Origin of the sequence: Saccharopolyspora elongata (assembly GCF_004348985.1) — a bacterium.
Classification (GTDB): Bacteria; Actinomycetota; Actinomycetes; order Mycobacteriales; family Pseudonocardiaceae; genus Saccharopolyspora; species Saccharopolyspora elongata.
Genome location: NZ_SMKW01000023.1, coordinates 20,030 through 37,353, shown reverse-complemented (window position 1 = coordinate 37,353; position 17,324 = coordinate 20,030). Strand labels below are relative to the sequence as shown.

The following is a 17,324-nucleotide window of genomic DNA, read 5'->3' as shown; positions in this document are numbered from 1 at the left end:
GGGTCGTGAGTGCTTTGTGCCGCTACAGCGACACAAAGCACTCACGAGCCGATGCGGTCACGGCTCGCGCGGTTCCGCGTGCCAGCCGTTGGCCACCTGGGCGCAGGACTTGGCCAGGCACTCCAGCGCGATCGGCAGCAGCGGGTTGGTGTTCTGCTTCCGGTACAGGGCCTTCACCCTGCGGTGCGGCTGCCAGCCGGAGATCCGGGAGATCCGCACGTGGTCGTCGGGGATCGCCAGCCCGGGCAGCACCGCGACCCCGAGGTCGCGGGCCACCAGGTCCCGGATCACCGAGTAGTCGTTGCTGCGGAAGGTGATCCGTGGCACGAACCCGGCGGCGGCGGCCAGCCGCACCAGCGCCCGCGCGCCCGCGGTGTCCTGCCGGGTGCAGATCCAGGCGTCGTCGGCGAGCTCGCGCAGCTCCACCTCCGGGGCGCCGGCCAGCCGGTGCGTCTCGGGCAGTGCCAGCCGCAGCGGCTCGGCCATCAGCTCCTCCACGCACAGCTCGATCGGCCACTGCCGAGGATCGAGGTCGTACTCGAAGACGACCGCCGCGTCCAGGACGCCTTCGAGCACGTCGCCGAGCACCTCGTCCGGTTCGCCCTCGTCGAGCTGCACCTCGGCGCTGGGCCGCTCGGCGACCACGGCGGCCAGCACGTCGGGCAGCACCCGCGCGTTGGCGGTGGCGAAGCTGGCCAGCCGCAGGCTGCCTTCCTCGCCGGCGACCATCGCCCGCACCTCGCGTTCCAGCGAGTCGAGCGCGCCGAGCGCGTCGCGGCTGCGGTCGGCGAGCCGGACCGCCAGCGCGGTGCTGCGGGCGGAGCGGGCGGAGCGTTCGAACAGCGGCGCGCCGACCGCGCGTTCCAGCAGCACCATCTGCTGCGACACCGCCGATGCGGTGTAGCCGAGCACCCTGCCGGCCTCGGCGAACGAGCCGGTGCGGACGCATTCCTGCAGGGTTCTCAGGTGGATCGGGTTGAGCACGCCTGCCCCCTCAACTCTCGTCTTCCAGACCGCGCACCAGAGGCCGGCTCGCCCCGGGTGTCGACCGCAATTTCCATTGAAATCGAAGGTTCGATCTCAATGGAAATTGCGGAGCCACGCGATGTGGGTTCAGGTTCAAAGCGGCCCTCACACGGCGGCGGTGCTGGGCAACCGGCCGCGCAGCTGCATCGCCGTCCGCACCCGCTGCTTCGCCAGGTCCAGTGCCGCCTGGTGCGGCAGCACGCCGTCGGACTGCGCGGTGTCCAGCACCAGCACGGTGTTGCTGCGGGTCCGCTCCGCGACCGCCCGCAGGATCGCGGTCGGCTCCGGCCGGAAAGCGGAATACCGCGCATCCATCGCGAAACCGGCCGCGATGGCGCCGCCGGCGTTGGCGATGAAGTCCGGCACCACGGTGATCTCGCGGGTGGCCAGCAAGCGGCGGGCCTCCGGCGTGGTCGGCAGGTTCGCGCCCTCCACGACCAGCCCGGCCCGGATGCCGGCGGCGACGGCTTCGTCGATGACGTCCTGCCCGGCGGCCGGGATCAGCACGTCGCAGTCCACCAGCAGTTCCTCGCCGCGCGGAATCCGCTGCTGCGCCGAGGCCTTGGCCACGCACGCGTCGCCGAACTCGGCGCGGGCGTCCAGCCACTGCGGCACGTCGAGCCCGTCCGGGTCGTGCACCGATCCGTCGATCGTGGACAGCGCCACCAGTTGCGCGCCGAGCTCGTGCAGCCGCTTCGCCGCGGCCGCCCCGACGGCGCCGAAGCCCTGCAGGGCCACCCGCGCGCCGGCCACGCTGCGGCCCTGCCGGGCCAGCGCCGCGTCCACGGCCTCGGCGACGCCGTGGCCGGTCACGCCCAGCTGGTCGTAGGGCACGCCGCCCAGCGATTCGGGCACCCCGACGGCCGCGCCGCGATCGCCGAGCTCGTCCTGGATGATCGCCGCGTCGTGCTCGGTCATGCCCATGTCCAGCCCGGCGACGTAGCTGGCCGGGATCTGGTCGGCCAGCCGCCGCGCGAATGCCCGCACGATCCGCTCCTTGTCCGGCGAGTCCGGGTCGGCGAAGATGCCGGCCTTCGCGCCGCCGTGGAACAGGTCGACCGCGGCCCACTTCCAGGTCATCACGCGGGCCAGCCGGGCGACCTCGCCGACGGTGACGGTCGGGCTCATCCGGGTGCCGCCCTTGCCGGTGCCGCGGGCGGTGTTGTCGATGACCAGCACGCCCCGCATGCCGGTGCGCGCGTCGGAGACGCACACGACCTTCTCCGGGCCCCACTCGTCGATCTCCTGCAACAGATCACGCACGGTTCGCGCTCCTTCGTCGGCTGCGCCGCGCAGCCCGGTCGGGAAATCAGTTCTCGTTTTTGAAGCGGTGAAGCCGCTTAGCCCACCCTCGCAACCGGCACCGCCGCGGGTCCTCAGGCGTCGTCTCGGGAGGACAGCCCCAGCGCTGTGTATTGGACATGCATGAGTCGGGGATCCCGGACCGAGACGGCGCCTGAGGTTCCGCTACCCGCACAGCTACGCAGAAAGAGTCCAAAAACAGCCTTTCAGACGCAGTTGTGCTCGGGGCGGACATCGGCCCCGGCGAAGCGGCGGGCGTCGAGGCCGGAGACGTCGACGACCGGCCGGCGGCCGAGCACGAGGTCGCGCATCACCTCGCCGATCGCCGGCCCCTGCAGGAAGCCGTGGCCGGAGAAGCCGGTGGCGTACAGGAACCGGCTCGCTCCCGCCGCCTCGCCGATCAGCGCGTTGTGGTCGGGCGTCATCTCGTAGAGCCCGGCCCAGCCGTGCGCCACGCCGATGTCGGCCAGCCGCGGCGCGCGCCGCGCCACCGCGTCGGCGAGCCGCCCGAGCCAGCGGTCGTCGGTGTTGAGCCGGAAGCCGTACTCCTCGTCGGGGTCGGACATGCCGATGAGCAGGCCCGGACCCTCGTCGTGGAAGTAGAAGCTGGTGCCGAAGTCGATGGTGAACGGCAGCCGCGGCGGCAGGTCCGGCACCGGCTCGGTGACCAGGATCTGCCGGCGCAGCGGGCGAACGGGCAGCTCGACGCCGGCGAACTCGCCGACGGCCGCCGACCAGGCGCCCGCCGCGCAGACCACTGTGGACGTTTCGACGGAGCCGAAGTCGGTGTGCACCGCGGTTATCTCGCCGCGGCTGACCTCGATGCCGGTGACCGGGCAGTTCCGCCGCACCAGCGCGCCGTGGTGCCGGGCGCCCTGCGCGTACCCCTGCACCACCGCCTCGGGCGTGCAGTGCCCGTCGGTGGGGGAGAAGGCCGCCGCCCGCAGCCCGTCCGGCACGACGTACGGGGAGAGCTCGCAGGCCTCCCGGACGGTCAGCATCCGGCTGGGCACGCCGAACTCGTTCTGCAGCCGCACGCCGCGCTCGAAGGCCGCGACGTCCGCGTGATCGGACAGCAGGAACAGGTAGCCGTGCTGCTTGAGGTCGATCTCGCCGCCGGGCCGCCGTGCGAAGTCCTCGAACGCCCGCAGGCTGCGCTGCCCGAGCTCGATGTTGACCGGGTCGGAGAACTGCGCCCGCACGCCGCCGGCGGCCTTGCTGGTGCTACCCGCGCCGAGCTCGTCGCGCTCCAGCAGCAGCACGTCCACGCCGGCCTCGGCGAGGTGGAAGGCGGTGCTGACGCCCACCACCCCGCCGCCGATCACGACGACCTCGGCCCGGTGCGGCAGCATCACCGCGCACCGCCGAGTTCCGGTGGCAGCCGGAAGTCCAGCTCCGGCTCGACGGTGTCGACGTCCATCTGCGCCTTCTGCAACTTGCCGGAGAAGTCCCAGTTCAACGACTGCCAGCGGGTGAACTGGTCGAGCACCCAGACGCCGGACTGGCGGCTGCCGTTGCCGGACTTGCCGTTGCCGCCGAAGGGCAGGTGCGCCTCCGCGCCGGAGGTCGAGTTGTTCACGCTGACCATGCCCGCGCCGATGCCCTCCCGGAACCGGAACGCGGTGGCCGGGTTGGTGGTGTAGATCGCCGCGGACAGACCGTAGCCCGGGGCGTTGCCCAGCTCGATGGCCTCGTCCAGCGTGTCGTAGGTGGTGACGCCGACGATCGGGCCGAAGGTCTCGTTGCGGAACACGTGGTCGTCCGGCCGCAGCCCGTCCAGCAGCACCGGGTGGTAGTACAGCCCGGTCGACGGATCGCCCCGGAACCCCTTGCGCGGCGCCGAGTCGGTGATCCGGCCGACCGACTCCGAACCGAGCACGGTGTGGTGCTCGGCGATGTTGCCCAGGATGGACTCGAAGTTGTCGGCGAACTTCTGGTCCAGCAGCGGGCCGTAGAGCACGTCGCCCGCCGGGTCGCCGATGCTGGCCGCGCGCAGCGCCGCGTCCAGCCGCCCGACGAACTCGTCGTGCACGTCGCGGTGCACGATCAGGTTGCCCAGCGAGGTGCAGCGCTGCCCGGCGGTGCCCCACCCGGAGAACAACGCGCCCTCCACAGCCAGGTCGAGCTCCGCGTCCGGGGTGACGATCATCGGGTTCTTGCCGCCCAGCTCCAGGCACGGGCTCTGCAGGTAGCGGCCGCACAGCTCGCCGACCCGCGCGCCGACCGCGCTGGAACCGGTGAAGCCGACCTTGTTGACGGTGCCCGCCGCCAGCGCGGACTCCAGGCCCTTGAAGGTCGCCTCGCCGTCGGTGTAGACGAGGTTGAGCACGCCCTTGGGCACCCCGGCGCGCCAGGCCAGCTCGGCCAGCGCCCGCGCCGCGCCCGAGGCGTACTCGGCGGGCTTCCACACCACGGCGTTGCCGCACAGCAGCGCGGGAACCATGTACCAGGACGGCACCGCGACCGGGAAGTTGCCCGCGGTGATCACCACCGCGACGCCTACCGGCATGCGGAAGGTGAACAGCTGCTTGTCCGGCATCTCCGAGGGCACGGTCTGCCCGTAGAGCCTGCGGCCCTCGCCGAGGAAGAAGTCGCAGGTGTCGATGATCTCCTGCACCTCGCCGAGCGCCTCGGCGTAGGGCTTGCCGATCTCCCGGGTCACGAGCCGCGCCAGCGACTCCTTGTTCGCCTCGACCAGCCGGCCCAGCCCGGCCACCACCCGCCCGCGCACCGGCGCGGGCACCTGCGCCCACTCGCGCTGCGCCCGCTGCGCCTGTTCGGTCGCGGCCAGCAGCGTCTCGGGTCCGCCGAGGGAGACCTCGGCGACGACGTCCTCCAGGTTCGCCGGGTTGCGCGAGAGGTACTCGCCTCCGCCGTCGACCCGGGCGGGGGCGTCCGGACCGATCACGGAGCTCAACGTCGACTGCACCGACATGCACCTCTTCCAGCTCGTTGGGGTACTCGCGCGAAGGTGTGCCGCGGGACACCTCCGCCGTCGGGATCACCGTAAATCCCCGGAGGTGTCTTCGCGGAGAATCAGAAGAGTGATTTCTTCTCCCCCTGAGCGACAGCGCGGCTTCTGCTCGCGATGATCTCCACGCGCCGAGATGTCGATCTCTACCGCTGCGGCCGGAGGTGTGGCAGCGTGCCGCGCATGGACGTGTGGAGCGACGCCGACGTGGCCGCGGCGCTGGACCTGGACACCGCCATCGCCTCGCAGCGACTGGCGTTCGAATCGCTCGGCCGGGGCGAGGCGCAGCTCGCCGAGAAGGTCGCCATCCGAACGGGCGACGACACGACGCTGTGCTACCTCAGCCGCCTGTCGCCGAGGCACGGAGCCGTCAGCAAGCTGGTCGCGGTCCACCCCGGCAACGCCGACCGGGACCTGCCCGCGATCTCGGCGACGGTGCTGGTCCTGGACACGGCCACCGGCCGGCCGGTGGCGACCATGCAGGCCACCGCGCTCACCGAGATCCGCACGGCCGCGGGCAGCGCCGTCGCCGCCGACGCGCTCGCGGTGCCCGACGCCGACGAACTCGCGATCCTCGGCTCCGGAGTGCAGGCGAGGGCGCACGCCCGCGCGATCGCGCGCGTGCGTGAACTGCGCGAAATCCGGATCTACAGCCGCGACGCGGCGCGCCGCGAGGACGCGGCCGCGGAACTGGCCGGCGAGCTGGGTATCGCGGTGCGAGCCGTGGCGAGCGCCGGAGAAGCGGTCCGCGAAGCGTCGCTGATCGCGGCCTGCACCCTCAGCGCGGAACCCGTCGTCCCGACCGCCGCGGTCGCGGCGGGAGCGACGGTGATCAGCGTCGGAAGCTTCGAGCACCACCGGTGCGAGGTGGACGCGGAGCTGCTCCGGCGCGCCGGAGCGGTCGTGGTCGACGAAGTCGGCACGGCCGCGACGCACGCGGGACCGATCGTGCGCGCCTTGGAGCGCGGCGACATCGAGCGCGCGAAGCTGCGAGCGCTCGGCGCGGTGCTGCTGGGCGAAGCCCCGGGGCGCGTCAGCGCGGAGGAGGTGGTGTTCTACAACAGCGTCGGCCTGGGCGTGCAGGATGCCGCCGCGGCCCACGCCGTGCTCGGCTCCCTCTGAAGCGAATCCCGGTCCGTCGCGTGGAAAGGCGAAGGGCTGCTTGGGGTCAGGGGAAGGCATCCGCGTGCTTCGCCGTCTTTCCCGGATGGTCCCCATCGACGAACATCCCCGCATCGCGTGATCGCCAACCGGCGTTGCCAGCGGGGAGGTACTCGGTGCGAGATGAGACAGCCGCGACCGGTGGGTCGCTGTTCGGGACCGGGCCGAACGGGATCTTCCGCCGCACCGTGCCGAAACCCGAGGCGCAGGGCGACCGGCGGATGCTCCGCGTGCTCGGGTTGCCGCAGCTGACCATGATCGGCGTCGGCGCCATCATCGGCGCCGGGATCTTCAGCCTCGCCGGGGCCGTCGCCCGCGACGTCGCCGGTCCCGCCGTGCTGGTGTCGTTCCTCATCGCCGGCGCCGCTTCGCTGTGCGCCGCCTTCGCCTACGCCGAGTTCGCCGGGATGGTGCCGCGCGCCGGATCGTCCTACACCTACGCCGCCGCCGTCCTCGGCGAGGTCGTCGGCTGGATCATCGGCTGGGACCTGCTGCTGGAGTACACCGCGATCGTCGCGACCGTCTCCATCGGCATGTCCGGCTACGCCGGGTTCCTGCTGGACGCCATCGGCGTCGACCTACCCGCGTGGATGCTCGGCGCGCCCGGCACCGGCGAGGGGCACCGGGTGGACCTGATCGCGATGCTGATCTGCCTGGGCGTGGCCTGGCTGCTCAACCGCGGCACGAAGACCTCGGCGAAGGTCGACGTGACGCTCACCGTCGTGAAGATCGCCGTGGTGCTGCTCGTCGTGGTCGTCGGATTGTCCCAAGTGGACTTCGGGAACCTGACGCCGTTCGCGCCCTTCGGCTGGGGCGGCTCGGTCACCGGGGCGGCCACGGTGTTCTTCGCGGTCTTCGGCTACGACGCGCTGTCCACCGCCGCCGAGGAATCCGTGGAGGCCCGCAAGCTGATGCCGAAGGCGATGGTCTGGTCGCTGGCCATCTCGATGGTGCTCTACGTCGGCGCCTGCATCGTGCTCACCGGCATGGTGCCCTACCACGAGGTCAACCCGGACAGCGGTTTCTCCAGCGCGTTCGCCAGCGTCGGCATGTCGGGCGTGGCGACCGTGATCGCGGTCGGCGCGATCCTCGGCATCGTCACGGTGAGTTTCTCGTTCATGATGGGCGCCTCCCGGCTGTGGTACGCGCTCAGCCGCGACGGGCTGATGCCGAAGTGGTTCGGCGAACTGCACCCGGTGCGCCGGGTGCCGCACCGCGCGACGTGGATCCTCGGCATCGTCTCCGCGGTGCTGGCCGGTTTGCTGCCGGTGCAGGAGGCCGCGGAGCTGACCAACATCGGCGTGCTGTTCGCGTTCGTCCTGGTCTGCGCCGCGATCGTGGTGCTGCGCTACCGCAGGCCCGACCTGCCCCGCAGCTTCCGCTGCCCGGGCATGCCGGTGGTGCCGGTCCTCGGCGTGCTGTTCTCCGCCTGGCTGATGTCGTTCCTGGCCGGCGAGACCTGGCTGCGCTTCGCCGGCTGGCTGGTGGTCGGCCTGCTCGTCTACGGCCTCTACAGCTACCGGAACACGCGGCGGGTGATGCCGGGCGGCTCGGTCGACCTGAGCGCGCTGGACGAGGAGAAGCAGTGACCACCGCAGCGGTCTCGACCTGGAAACCACGCGCCGCCGCAGGCGTTTTCGGCGCCTCGATCGCCACCGGCGCGGCGGTCCTCGCCACCGGCGGGGCGGGCACCCTGTGGGGCCTGACGCCGATCGTGGTGTACGCGATCCTCGTCCTGCTCGACGTGGACGTCGTGCTCGCCACCCTCGCCGCGCTGGTCGTCGCGGCGCTGGAGACCGGCACGGCGCCGCTGGAGCTGGGCACGCTGATGGGCGAGTCGCTGGGCTCGTTCATCGCCGTGGTCGGCATGATCATCCTGCTCGGCGGCGGCCTCGGCCGGGTCGTCACCGAGACGGGCGCGGCCGCGACAATGGTGCGGATGGTGTTGCACGGCATCGGGATCAGCACCCGGCTGCGGTTCCGGATCGGCGTGATGCTGTCGGCGACGCTGCTGGGCGCGGCGCTGGGCACGCTGTCGGGCGCGAGCGCCCTGCTGGTGCCGATCGTGCTGCCGATCGCCGCCGCGATGCGGCTGACCCCGCCGTCGATGGCCGCGATGTTCCACGCGGGCACCGCCGCGGGCCTGGTCACCGGCCCGTTCACGCCGCCGGTGGTCACGATCATGGGCACCGCGCAGATCGGCTACGGCGAGTACCTGCTCAACGCCGGGATCCCGATGGCCGCCACCGTCTGGCTCACCGGGCTGGGCATGTCGCACTGGATCCAGCGCCGCACCGAGGGCACCGACTCCTATCCGGACGACGTCGCCGAGGAGGCCGAGCACGACCCGGCGACCGCCAGGCGGGCGACCATCGGCTTCCTCGGCAGCATGGTGGTCCTGGTGGCGCTGGGCATCGCGTTCCAGGCGAGCTACACCTACGTGCTGGTCGTGATGCCCGTCAGCGCCGCGGTCACCGCCCTGTGCGGCCGCATGTCGCCGACGGCGGCGCTGCACGCGATGTACCGGGGCGCGCAGCCGCTGCTGTGGTTGTTCCTGCTGTTCTGGCTGCTCAACCCGATGCTGGAGCTGCTGGAGCGCTCGGGCGCCTACGACGCGATGCAGCGGCTGGTGGCGCCGACGCTGGGCGATGTCGGGCCGTGGCTGTTCTGCATGATCGTGCTGGTCGTCGGCTGGCTCGGGGTCTCCGGCGCGGCGGTCGCGCAGGTGGTGCTGCTGCAGAAGCTGTTCGGCCCGGCGCTGGCCGGGCTGGGCATTCCGCCCGGCGCGTGGGCCGCGGTGCTGCTGGGCTCCTCGCAGATCGACTGGTTCGGGCCGTTCCCGGGGCCGGACATGATCGGGCAGATGGGCCTCGCGCGCTCCCGGAACTTGCGGATGATGATGTACAACGGCTGGGCCATCATGGTCGCCAACCTGGCCCTGTTCGCGGTCCTGTTCCTCGTCCTGATCTGACCCGGGCAGGGCCCGCCCGAGGAATCAGTTGGGGAGGCGCGTGGTGGGGTTTGCGGAGCGGTTGCGGGCCGAGGCGGCGTTCGGGGGCCTGCCCGGGCGGATTGGGTTCGCCGCCTGGGATCTCGACGAGCGGGAACCGGTGCTGGTCGACGCCGAGCGGGTCGTGCACGCCGCCAGCACGATCAAGGTCTTGATCATGATCACCGCGCTGCGCGCCGTGCACGAGGGTCGGCTCGGGCTGGACGCCGAGGTCGAGCTGCCCGCGGAGCGGGCCGGCGGTTTCGGGGTGCTGCGGGAACTTCCCAGCGTGACGGCGATCTCGCTGCGCGACCTGATCACGCTGATGATCGTGATCAGCGACAACGCCGCCACGAACGCGGTGATCGACGCGGTCGGGTTCGAGGCGATCCGGGCCTGCGCCGCCGACCTGGGCTGCACGGCGACCCGGGTCCAGCGGCGGCTGATGGACGTCAACGCCCCGGGCCGCAACGAGACCACGGCGCTGGACCAGGCGCGCGTGCTCGCCGCGCTGGCCGAGGGGTCGGCGCTGCCGCCGGAACTGACCGAGCACGCGCTCGACGTCCTGTCGCGGCAGCAGGTCCGGGACCGGCTGCCCGCGCTGCTGCCGGACGGCGCGCAGTGCTGGAACAAGACCGGCGAGCTGCTCGGGCTGCGCCACGACGTGGGGCTGATCGGCGACGCCCGGCCGCGCGCGGTGGTGGCGGTGCTGGTCGACGAGCTCACCGACGAGCGCTCCGCCGCCGGCTACCGCGGCGGGCCGGCCTGCGATGCGATCGCGAGCCTCGGGCGGTCCGTGCACCGCGCTCTCGGCTGAGCGCGGCCGACCCGGAGCGGCGGAACGACTGATCCTGCGACGAGATCTTCGCAGTTGCCGCTCGTCAGCGACTCCAGCCGGCCGGGTCGGTAACCGGGCGGGCGTCGGTTGGCGGGGGCTCGACCGGTCGCCCCTCGTACTGGGTGGACAGCACGACGTACGAGTGCATCTCGCCGTGCTCGCCGAGCCGCTCGAACAGGCCCTCCAAGTGCCGCATTGACGTCACCCGGACCTTGAGCATGCTGCACGAGCTGCCGCTGAGCTTGTGCACCTCGACCACTTCGGGAAGGTCGGCCGCGGTGGTGGTCTTCAACAGGCAGCGGCCGAGTTGGCAGCGCATCTGCACGAACGCAGTCAGCGGCAGGCCCGCCTTCGCCGGGTCCACCCGTGCCTGGTAGCCGGTGATCACCCCGGCTTCCTCCAGCCTGCGCACCCGTTCGGCCACTGCGGGCGATGACAGGTTGACCCGGCGGCCCAGCTGGTTGTACGACAGCCGACCGTTCTCCTGGAGTTCGGCGAGGATGCGCCAGTCGGTCTGATCGAGCGGCTTCTCCATTCGGAAAGTATCAGGGCATCGTCGCTTTGCGATCAACAACCGAGCGGCATCGATCACCGCTGTTCGAACATTCAAGTCGCCGAACCGGTTTTCTACTGTGATGACCATGCTTCGAGCTGGGACGATCGATCGGCGGCGACGCGCGACCCGAGCGCTGTGCGCGGGCACCGTGGTGATGAACGCGGCGATGGGCATCGCGAGCGCGGTGAGCACGATCATCGCCGGAGCTCAGCTGGGCACGGCGTGGGCCGCGGTGCCCAACACCGCCGGTGTCGTCGGCACCGGCCTGGGCGCATTGCTGCTCAGCCGTGGGATGAACCGGTGGGGCCGGCGGGCCGGGCTGCTGCTCGGTTACGGCTTTGCCACCGCGGGTGGTTCGGCCGCCACCCTGGCCGCGATCCATCAGGATGCGGTCGGACTGTGCGTGGGATTGCTGTTGCTCGGTATTGGCAACGCCGGCGCGCAGTTGTCCCGGTACGCGGCCGCGGAGATGTACCCGTCGCACCGGCGAGGGCAGGCGATCGGCGTGGTCGTCTGGGCGGCCACCCTCGGCGCCGTGGGCGGGCCGCTGCTGATCGCGCCCGCTGCGGCGCTTGGCGGGCTGCTCGGCTGGCCCGGGCCGGCCTGCGCCTTCCTCGCCGCTGCGACCTGTTGTGCGGTGGGTGTGGCCGCTGGGTTCGGCGCGCCTGCCGGAGCGGGCGCGGGGGGCGGGGTGCCGGGAGTGCGGCCCGGGCGTCTGCTGCGGGTGCCCGCGGCCCGCAGTGCGCTGCTGGTGATGGCGAGCGCGCAGGTGGTGATGGTCGGGATCATGACGGCGGCGCCGCTTGACATGCACCACCACGGTGCGGGGTTGGGCATGGTCGGTGCGGTGTTGTCAGCGCACACGCTCGGCATGTTCGTGCTCTCCCCGGTCACCGGGCGATTGGTGGACCGGTTCGGCACCCGGCCGGTGATGGCGTCCGGCCTGGCCACGCTCGTCCTGTCCAGTGCGGTCGCCGCGTTCGGCGAGGGCGATCCGCTGCGCATGGCGGCCCTGTTCCTGCTGGGCTACGGGTGGAACCTGTGCTTCGTCGGTGGCAGCGGACAGATCACCCGGCAGTTGCCGGCAGCGGACCGGATGCAGATCGAGGGTGCCGTGGACGCGGCGGTGTGGGGCGCGGCCGCGGCCGCAAGCCTCGCCTCCACGGCGATCCTCGCGGCAGGTGGATTCGCGGCGCTGGGGGTGGTGGGTGGAGTGCTGGCCCTGCTGCCGTTAGTGCTGCTGGTACGGCGGAGGTGATCGGTGGAGCCGCCGCATCCCGAGCACCGACGAGCCGGTTGGCGATGCCGGCGCACCACCCGGTGGTGCCGCCGGCATCGCGACTGGTCGGGCGTCGCGAACCCTCGAAAAGGTGACGAACAAATGTTCTAAAACCGGCGCCGGGGTGCTAGAATGATGTTGTCGGGCAGGGGGATTGGGCACATTTGGACCACTGTGGACCGTCACTTTCGGGGGCGGATCGCAGTGGCGCTGAATGCTGCCCTCGACCGCGGGAAGGGGCACTCGTGGACGGTGTGCAGATCAGTCTCGGTTCGTTCCTCGACTACATGCGCAGCACGCCGCGCGGTTGCGCGGGCATCGTGCGGGACCAGCGGGATATCTACCTCGATGAGACGAGCATGGCCTGGGCGTTCTACGGGCCGTTCCGGCTGGCGCTGCGGCGGGCGGTGACCTCGCCGGATGCGGTGGAGATCGTCGCGGCGGCGGTGCGGCAGGCGCGTCCGGTGCAGCAGCCCCACTTCCAGGAGCTGCACGCGGGATTCCAGCGCTGGTGGGGCAGGGCGAAGGCGGTCGGTGTGCCGATGACCTCCGCGCGGTGGAACATCGGCGGCCTCGCGGTCACCATCTCGGACCGGAGTTCGCTGGCGCTGCGGCGCCAGGACGGCCGCACCGAGGTCGTGCTGCCGTACCTGAAGGAACCCGAGCTGGGCACGGACTCCGCGAGCCTGGCGCTGCGGCTCCTGGAGCATGCGATGCCGGCCCTGCGGCCGGAGGCGACGCCGATGGTGCTCGACGTTCGCCGCGGAAAGCCGTTGCGGCTGCGCAAGAACGCCAACCGGGTGGAGCTGGACGCGTTGCTGGCGGCCGAGGCGGCCAAGTACCTCGCGCACTGGACCGCGGTGGTGGGAGCGTCGGCGCCGTCGACCGCGTCGAGCGAGGTGGGGGTCCGGCCGAGGCTGGTGCCGGAGATTCCGCTCCCACGGGTGGGCGGCATCTAGCGTCTACCGCTCGCTCGGCCGGGGCGCGACCCGGATTTCCAGGGTTGTGCCCCGGCTTCGCGCCGGTTCGCCGTTTCGGCGCGGTGAATCGGCGGGAACGGCGCGGTCCCCGGCTTCAGCCGCGCCGGGGCTGGCGGTGCATCAGCCCGAAGCGGGACCACTGGGTCTCGGCCGCTTCGATGGACTTGCGGGTTCGCTCGGGGTCCACTGTGGATAGCTGGGCGACGATGGCCTGCGCGACCGCCAGTCCTGGCGCGAGGGACGGGAAGAAGGCCACGCCTTCGGCGGGGATCAGCAGCACCTCCTCCGCCGCGGCGGCCAGGTCCGGGCTGGCCGCATCGGAGAGCACGAAGACCCGGGCGCCGCGGCTGTGCGCTTCCTCGGCCGCGGTCACGGTGTGCTGGTACAGCCGCCAGAAGCTGATCGCCACCAGCACGTCGCCGGGTTCGATCCGGGACACCGCGTTGGCCAGGTCGGCGTCGTACGTCAGGGTCGCGTCGTACCCGGCCAGCCGCACGTTGTGGCTCAGCGCCGCGCCGATCGAGGCGTAGCTGCCGTGGGCGACGATCAGCACTCGCCGCGCCTGCGCGATCGCCTCGGCGATGGTGCGGATCTGCTGCTCGTCGAACCGCCGGTCGAGCATGGCCAGCGACTCCAGGTCCCGGCGCAGCGACGCGGCACCGAGCTCGCCCTCGGTGTGCTGCGCCGCGGCGACCTCAGGGGCGCTCAGCGAGGACAGGAAACGCGCGCGCAACTCCTGCTGCAGGTCCGACCAGCCGCTGAAGCCTAGCGCCTGCGCGGTGCGGCTGACCGTCGCGACGTTGACGCCGGCCAGCTCGGCGGCCTCGGCGGCGGAGCTGTAGGACGCCCGCCGGGGCTGCGTGAGCAGCACCTCCAGCACCGACGCGCCCTTGCTGCGCAGTCCGCGCTCGGGCACGCGCCCGCGCAGCCAGGTCTCGAATCCGTCGGATTCCCCGGCCGCGCTGGTGGTGGCGCTGTCGGTGGTCATCGTGTTCCCCTCGTCGGCCGTTCGGTGTCGGCACCTCTCGAAGCACACTGTAACGAGCCGAAAACGCAACAGGTATTGCAAATCAAGATTACTGCACTATATGTTGCCAGTCACTTCGTCCGGTGCTGTGAAACTCCTGGAGGCACCCTTGTCCCTGCTAGCCCGGTTGGACCGGCTCCCGCTGAGCCGACCGCACTACTTCTTGTTGTTGATCGGCGGGCTCGGCTACACCTTCGACGGGATGGACGCGGCCGTCGTGGCCTTCCTGATGCCGAGCGTGCAGGACGTGTGGGGCCTGACCAACGCACAGCTCGGCCTCGTCGGCTCGGCCGCCCCGTTCGGCTTCCTGTTCGGCGCCACCTGCGCCGGGCTGCTCGGCGACCGCATCGGCCGCCGCAAGGTCATGATGTGGGCGCTGGCGGTCTACGCGGTGTTCTCCGTCGTCGCCGCGGTCGCCCCGAACTACGAGATCTTCCTCGTCGCCCGGGTGCTGGCCGGATTCGGGACGGGCGCGGAAAGCGCGATCATCGCGCCGTTCCTGTCCGAGTTCGTCCCGGCCGCGCGGCGCGGCTGGTTCGTCGGCGCGCTGGCCGGCTTCTTCTCCTTCGGCTTCGTCGGTGCCGCGCTGCTCGGCCGGTTCGTGGTGCAGCCGATGCCCGAGGGCTGGCGCTGGGCGCAGGTGATCACCGCACTGCCGATCCTGATGCTGCTGTGGTGGCGGCGTTCGCTGCCGGAATCGCCCCGCTACCTGCTGGCCAACGGCAGGACCGCCGAAGCCGAAGCGATCGTCGTCGACCTGGAGCGCAAGGTTCGCGCGGCGACCGGGGCCGAACTCCCGCCGGTGCCGGAGGTCGCGGTGGAAAAGCCCGCCGAGGCCCGCAAGGTCGGCCTGTTCTCCGCGCTGAAGTACCTGTGGAGCGGCCGGATGGCGCGGCGCACCGCGATCACCTGGCTGATCTGGTTCGTGATCACCTTCTCCTACTACGGCTTCTTCACCTGGATCCCGACGCTGCTGGTGAAGCAGGGCATCACCGTCACCAAGAGCTTCGAGTTCTCGATCATCATCTACCTCGCGCAGGTGCCGGGTTACTTCTCGGCGGCGTGGCTGGGCGAGTTCCTGGACCGCAAGAACACCATCGCGCTCTACCTGGCGGGCTCCGCGGCCAGCGCGTTCTGGATGTCGCAGATGACCGACCCGGTGATGATCACGGTTGCGGCGGCGGTGCTGTCGTTCTTCCTCAACGGCACCTACGCGGCGGTGTACTCCTACACCCCGGAGGTGTTCCCCACCTGGATCCGCGCGTCGGGCACCGGGCTGGCCAGCGCGTTCGGCCGCGTCGGCAGCATCATCGCACCGTCGGTGATCGGCGTGTTCGCCGCCTCGCTGGGCTTCGGGGGCGTGTTCGGCATGACCACCGCGGTGCTGGCGATCGGCGTGGTGTGCACGCTGCTGTTCGGCCTGTCCACCGCGGGCCGGTCCCTGGAAGACGTGGCAGAACCCGACGCCGAGAGGGCGGGCGTGCGATGAATTTGTCCACAGTGGAAGAAGAAATCCGGCGGGAGATCGGCGTCCGGCTGTTCACCGTGCTGGCCTGGCTGCCCGGCCGCCGCGTGCTGCACCGGGCGCACACCAGCCACCCCGAGCAGTACCCGGTGGGCGGCGAGAAGTCCGTCGAGGTCGCCGCAGACTGGCTGGACCGCTGCATCCGGCGGCAGAAGCCGTTCTTCGGGCCCGATGCGGAGTCGGTCCGCCAGGTCTTCGCCGACCACACGTTGATCGCGGAGCTCGGCTGCGGCTCGGTGATCAACGTGCCGGTCATCGGCACCGACGGCACCACCCTGGGCACCCTCGCCCTGCTCGACGCCGAGCACGCCTACGGCCAGGCCCAGGTGGACCGCGCCGCCGAGCTGGCGGCGCTGGCCGTTCCCGCGCTGGCCGAACTCGTCCAGCGCCTCGACAACACCACGGAGGAGTCGAACTCGTGACCGCCCTGCTGCTGCGTTCCGGCAAGCTGCTCGACGTCGAGACCGGCGAGTACGCCGAAGGCGACCTGCTGTGCGTCGACGGCCGGATCGCCGAGACCGGACCCGGCCTGACCGCGCCGGACGGCGCGCGGATCGTGGACCTGGCCGGCGCCACCGTCCTGCCCGGGCTGATCGACGCGCACGTGCACGTCACCGCCGCGACCGCCGATCTCGGTGCGCTGCCCACGTGGTCACCGTCCTACGCCACCGCGCACGCCGCGCAGATCATGGGGAAGATGCTCGACCGCGGCTTCACCACGGTCCGCGACGCCTCCGGCGCCGACTTCGGGCTGGCCGACGCGCAGGCCGAGGGGCTCATCCGCGGGCCGCGGCTGGGGTTCTGCGGCAAGGCGCTCAGCCAGACCGGCGGGCACGGGGACAGCCGTCCGCGCGGCACCCGGGTGCACGACGGGCACCAGTGCTGCGCCGGGCTCGGCCGGATCGCCGACGGCGTGGACGCGGTGCGCGCCGCGGCGCGCGACGAGCTCCGCAAGGGCGCGCACCACATCAAGGTGATGGCCGGCGGCGGCGTGGCCTCGCCGACCGACCGCATCGACTCCACCCAGTACTCGATGGAAGAGCTGCGGGCCATCGTCGAGGAGGCGGACGCCGCCAACCGCTACGTCGCCGCGCACGCCTACACGGCGCGCTCGGTCAGCCGGGCGCTGCGGGCGGGCATCCGGTCGATCGAGCACGGCAACCTCATCGACGAGTCCAACGTGGCCGAATTCCTCGAACACGACGCGTTCCTGGTGCCGACGCTGGTGACGTACTGGGCGCTGAAGACCGAGGGCCGCGAGTTCGGGCTGCCGGAGGACAGCTGGCGGAAGGTCGACGACGTGCTGGGCGCCGGGCTGGCGGCGCTGGAGATGGCGCACCGCGGCGGCGTCAAGATCGTCTACGGCAGCGACCTGCTCGGCGGCATGCACCGCCACCAGAACGAGGAGTTCCGGATCCGCGGCGAGGTCCTGCCGCCGCTGGAGGTCATCCGCTCGGCGACGACCACGGCGGCGGACCTGCTCGGAATGACCGGCGAGATCGGCACGCTGCGGGTGGGTGCCCTGGCGGACCTGGTGGTCCTCGACGGCGACCCGCTGGAGGACATTGCGAACCTCGCGAACCCCGAGCACATCCGCCACGTCGTCCAGCACGGCGCCCTGGTCTGAGGTGAACGGACCGTTCGCCTCGTCTATCGAGGTGAACGGTCCG

At 71.7% G+C, this 17,324-nt stretch carries 15 protein-coding genes; 9 read left to right on the top strand and 6 right to left on the bottom strand.

All coding sequences use genetic code 11. The annotated features are described in order from the left end of the window. Positions 1-57 precede the first annotated feature (57 nt). The 4 genes from E1288_RS18605 to E1288_RS18590 form a co-directional block, all read right to left on the bottom strand. Positions 58-984 carry a LysR family transcriptional regulator gene (locus E1288_RS18605; protein ID WP_132486752.1) on the bottom strand — a complete coding sequence of 309 codons (927 nt, stop codon included), beginning with the start codon at positions 982-984 and terminating at the stop codon, positions 58-60. A gap of 147 nt (positions 985-1,131) precedes the next feature. After that, positions 1,132-2,289 (bottom strand): Glu/Leu/Phe/Val family dehydrogenase, encoded by a 1,158-nt coding sequence (locus E1288_RS18600; protein WP_132486750.1) that lies wholly within the window; start codon positions 2,287-2,289, stop codon positions 1,132-1,134. Between the two features lie 245 nt (positions 2,290-2,534). Further along, the gene (locus E1288_RS18595) at positions 2,535-3,680 is read right to left on the bottom strand and encodes an NAD(P)/FAD-dependent oxidoreductase (RefSeq protein ID WP_132486748.1); all 1,146 of its coding nucleotides are present in this window, start codon (positions 3,678-3,680) and stop codon (positions 2,535-2,537) included. Continuing rightward, on the bottom strand, positions 3,680-5,263 hold the full coding sequence (locus tag E1288_RS18590) for an aldehyde dehydrogenase family protein (RefSeq protein WP_132486746.1): 1,584 nt from the start codon (positions 5,261-5,263) through the stop codon (positions 3,680-3,682). Before E1288_RS18590 ends, E1288_RS18595 begins: the two co-directional genes overlap by 1 nt. Before the next feature lie 219 nt (positions 5,264-5,482). On the opposite strand from E1288_RS18590, the gene E1288_RS18585 reads away from it, so the two are divergent. The 4 genes from E1288_RS18585 (at position 5,483) to E1288_RS18570 (ending at position 10,266) form a co-directional block, all read left to right on the top strand. After that, complete coding sequence (locus E1288_RS18585; protein WP_132486869.1) at positions 5,483-6,421, top strand: ornithine cyclodeaminase family protein; 939 nt, start codon at positions 5,483-5,485, stop codon at positions 6,419-6,421. A 155-nt stretch (positions 6,422-6,576) separates the two neighbouring features. Next, the gene (locus E1288_RS18580; protein ID WP_132486744.1) at positions 6,577-8,049 is read left to right on the top strand and encodes an amino acid permease; all 1,473 of its coding nucleotides are present in this window, start codon (positions 6,577-6,579) and stop codon (positions 8,047-8,049) included. Further along, positions 8,046-9,431: a GntT/GntP/DsdX family permease gene (locus E1288_RS18575; protein ID WP_165968168.1), complete on the top strand. Its 1,386-nt coding sequence runs from the start codon at positions 8,046-8,048 to the stop codon at positions 9,429-9,431. The genes E1288_RS18580 and E1288_RS18575 overlap by 4 nt, the downstream gene beginning before the upstream one ends. A 43-nt stretch (positions 9,432-9,474) precedes the next feature. Beyond that, the gene (locus E1288_RS18570) at positions 9,475-10,266 is read left to right on the top strand and encodes a serine hydrolase (RefSeq protein ID WP_235883644.1); all 792 of its coding nucleotides are present in this window, start codon (positions 9,475-9,477) and stop codon (positions 10,264-10,266) included. A 64-nt stretch (positions 10,267-10,330) separates the two neighbouring features. Here E1288_RS18570 and E1288_RS18565 read toward each other — a convergent pair whose 3' ends face one another. Beyond that, on the bottom strand, positions 10,331-10,822 hold the full coding sequence (locus E1288_RS18565) for an Lrp/AsnC family transcriptional regulator (protein ID WP_132486738.1): 492 nt from the start codon (positions 10,820-10,822) through the stop codon (positions 10,331-10,333). A gap of 106 nt (positions 10,823-10,928) precedes the next feature. Between E1288_RS18565 and E1288_RS18560 the strand changes: the two genes are divergently transcribed. Together E1288_RS18560 and E1288_RS18555 are read left to right on the top strand one after the other, a co-directional pair. Continuing rightward, positions 10,929-12,101, top strand: a complete 1,173-nt coding sequence (locus E1288_RS18560) for an MFS transporter (protein WP_132486736.1) — start codon at positions 10,929-10,931, stop codon at positions 12,099-12,101. A 266-nt stretch (positions 12,102-12,367) separates the two neighbouring features. Further along, entirely contained in the window at positions 12,368-13,081 is a 714-nt protein-coding gene (locus E1288_RS18555; RefSeq protein WP_132486734.1) for a hypothetical protein, read from the top strand. A 115-nt stretch (positions 13,082-13,196) separates the two neighbouring features. Here the strand turns inward: E1288_RS18555 and E1288_RS18550 are convergent, their stop codons facing one another. Then, a complete protein-coding gene (locus E1288_RS18550; RefSeq protein WP_132486732.1) occupies positions 13,197-14,090 on the bottom strand; it encodes a MurR/RpiR family transcriptional regulator in 894 nt (297 codons plus the stop codon). A gap of 148 nt (positions 14,091-14,238) precedes the next feature. Between E1288_RS18550 and E1288_RS18545 the strand changes: the two genes are divergently transcribed. From E1288_RS18545 to E1288_RS18535, 3 genes are read left to right on the top strand one after another with little or no spacing between them, the layout of a single operon-like run. Then, positions 14,239-15,618, top strand: a complete 1,380-nt coding sequence (locus tag E1288_RS18545) for an MFS transporter (RefSeq protein ID WP_132486730.1) — start codon at positions 14,239-14,241, stop codon at positions 15,616-15,618. Then, a complete protein-coding gene (locus E1288_RS18540; protein ID WP_132486728.1) occupies positions 15,615-16,076 on the top strand; it encodes a GAF domain-containing protein in 462 nt (153 codons plus the stop codon). The genes E1288_RS18545 and E1288_RS18540 overlap by 4 nt, the downstream gene beginning before the upstream one ends. Next, entirely contained in the window at positions 16,073-17,281 is a 1,209-nt protein-coding gene (locus E1288_RS18535; RefSeq protein WP_132486726.1) for a metal-dependent hydrolase family protein, read from the top strand. The genes E1288_RS18540 and E1288_RS18535 overlap by 4 nt, the downstream gene beginning before the upstream one ends. Positions 17,282-17,324: the final 43 nt, after the last annotated feature.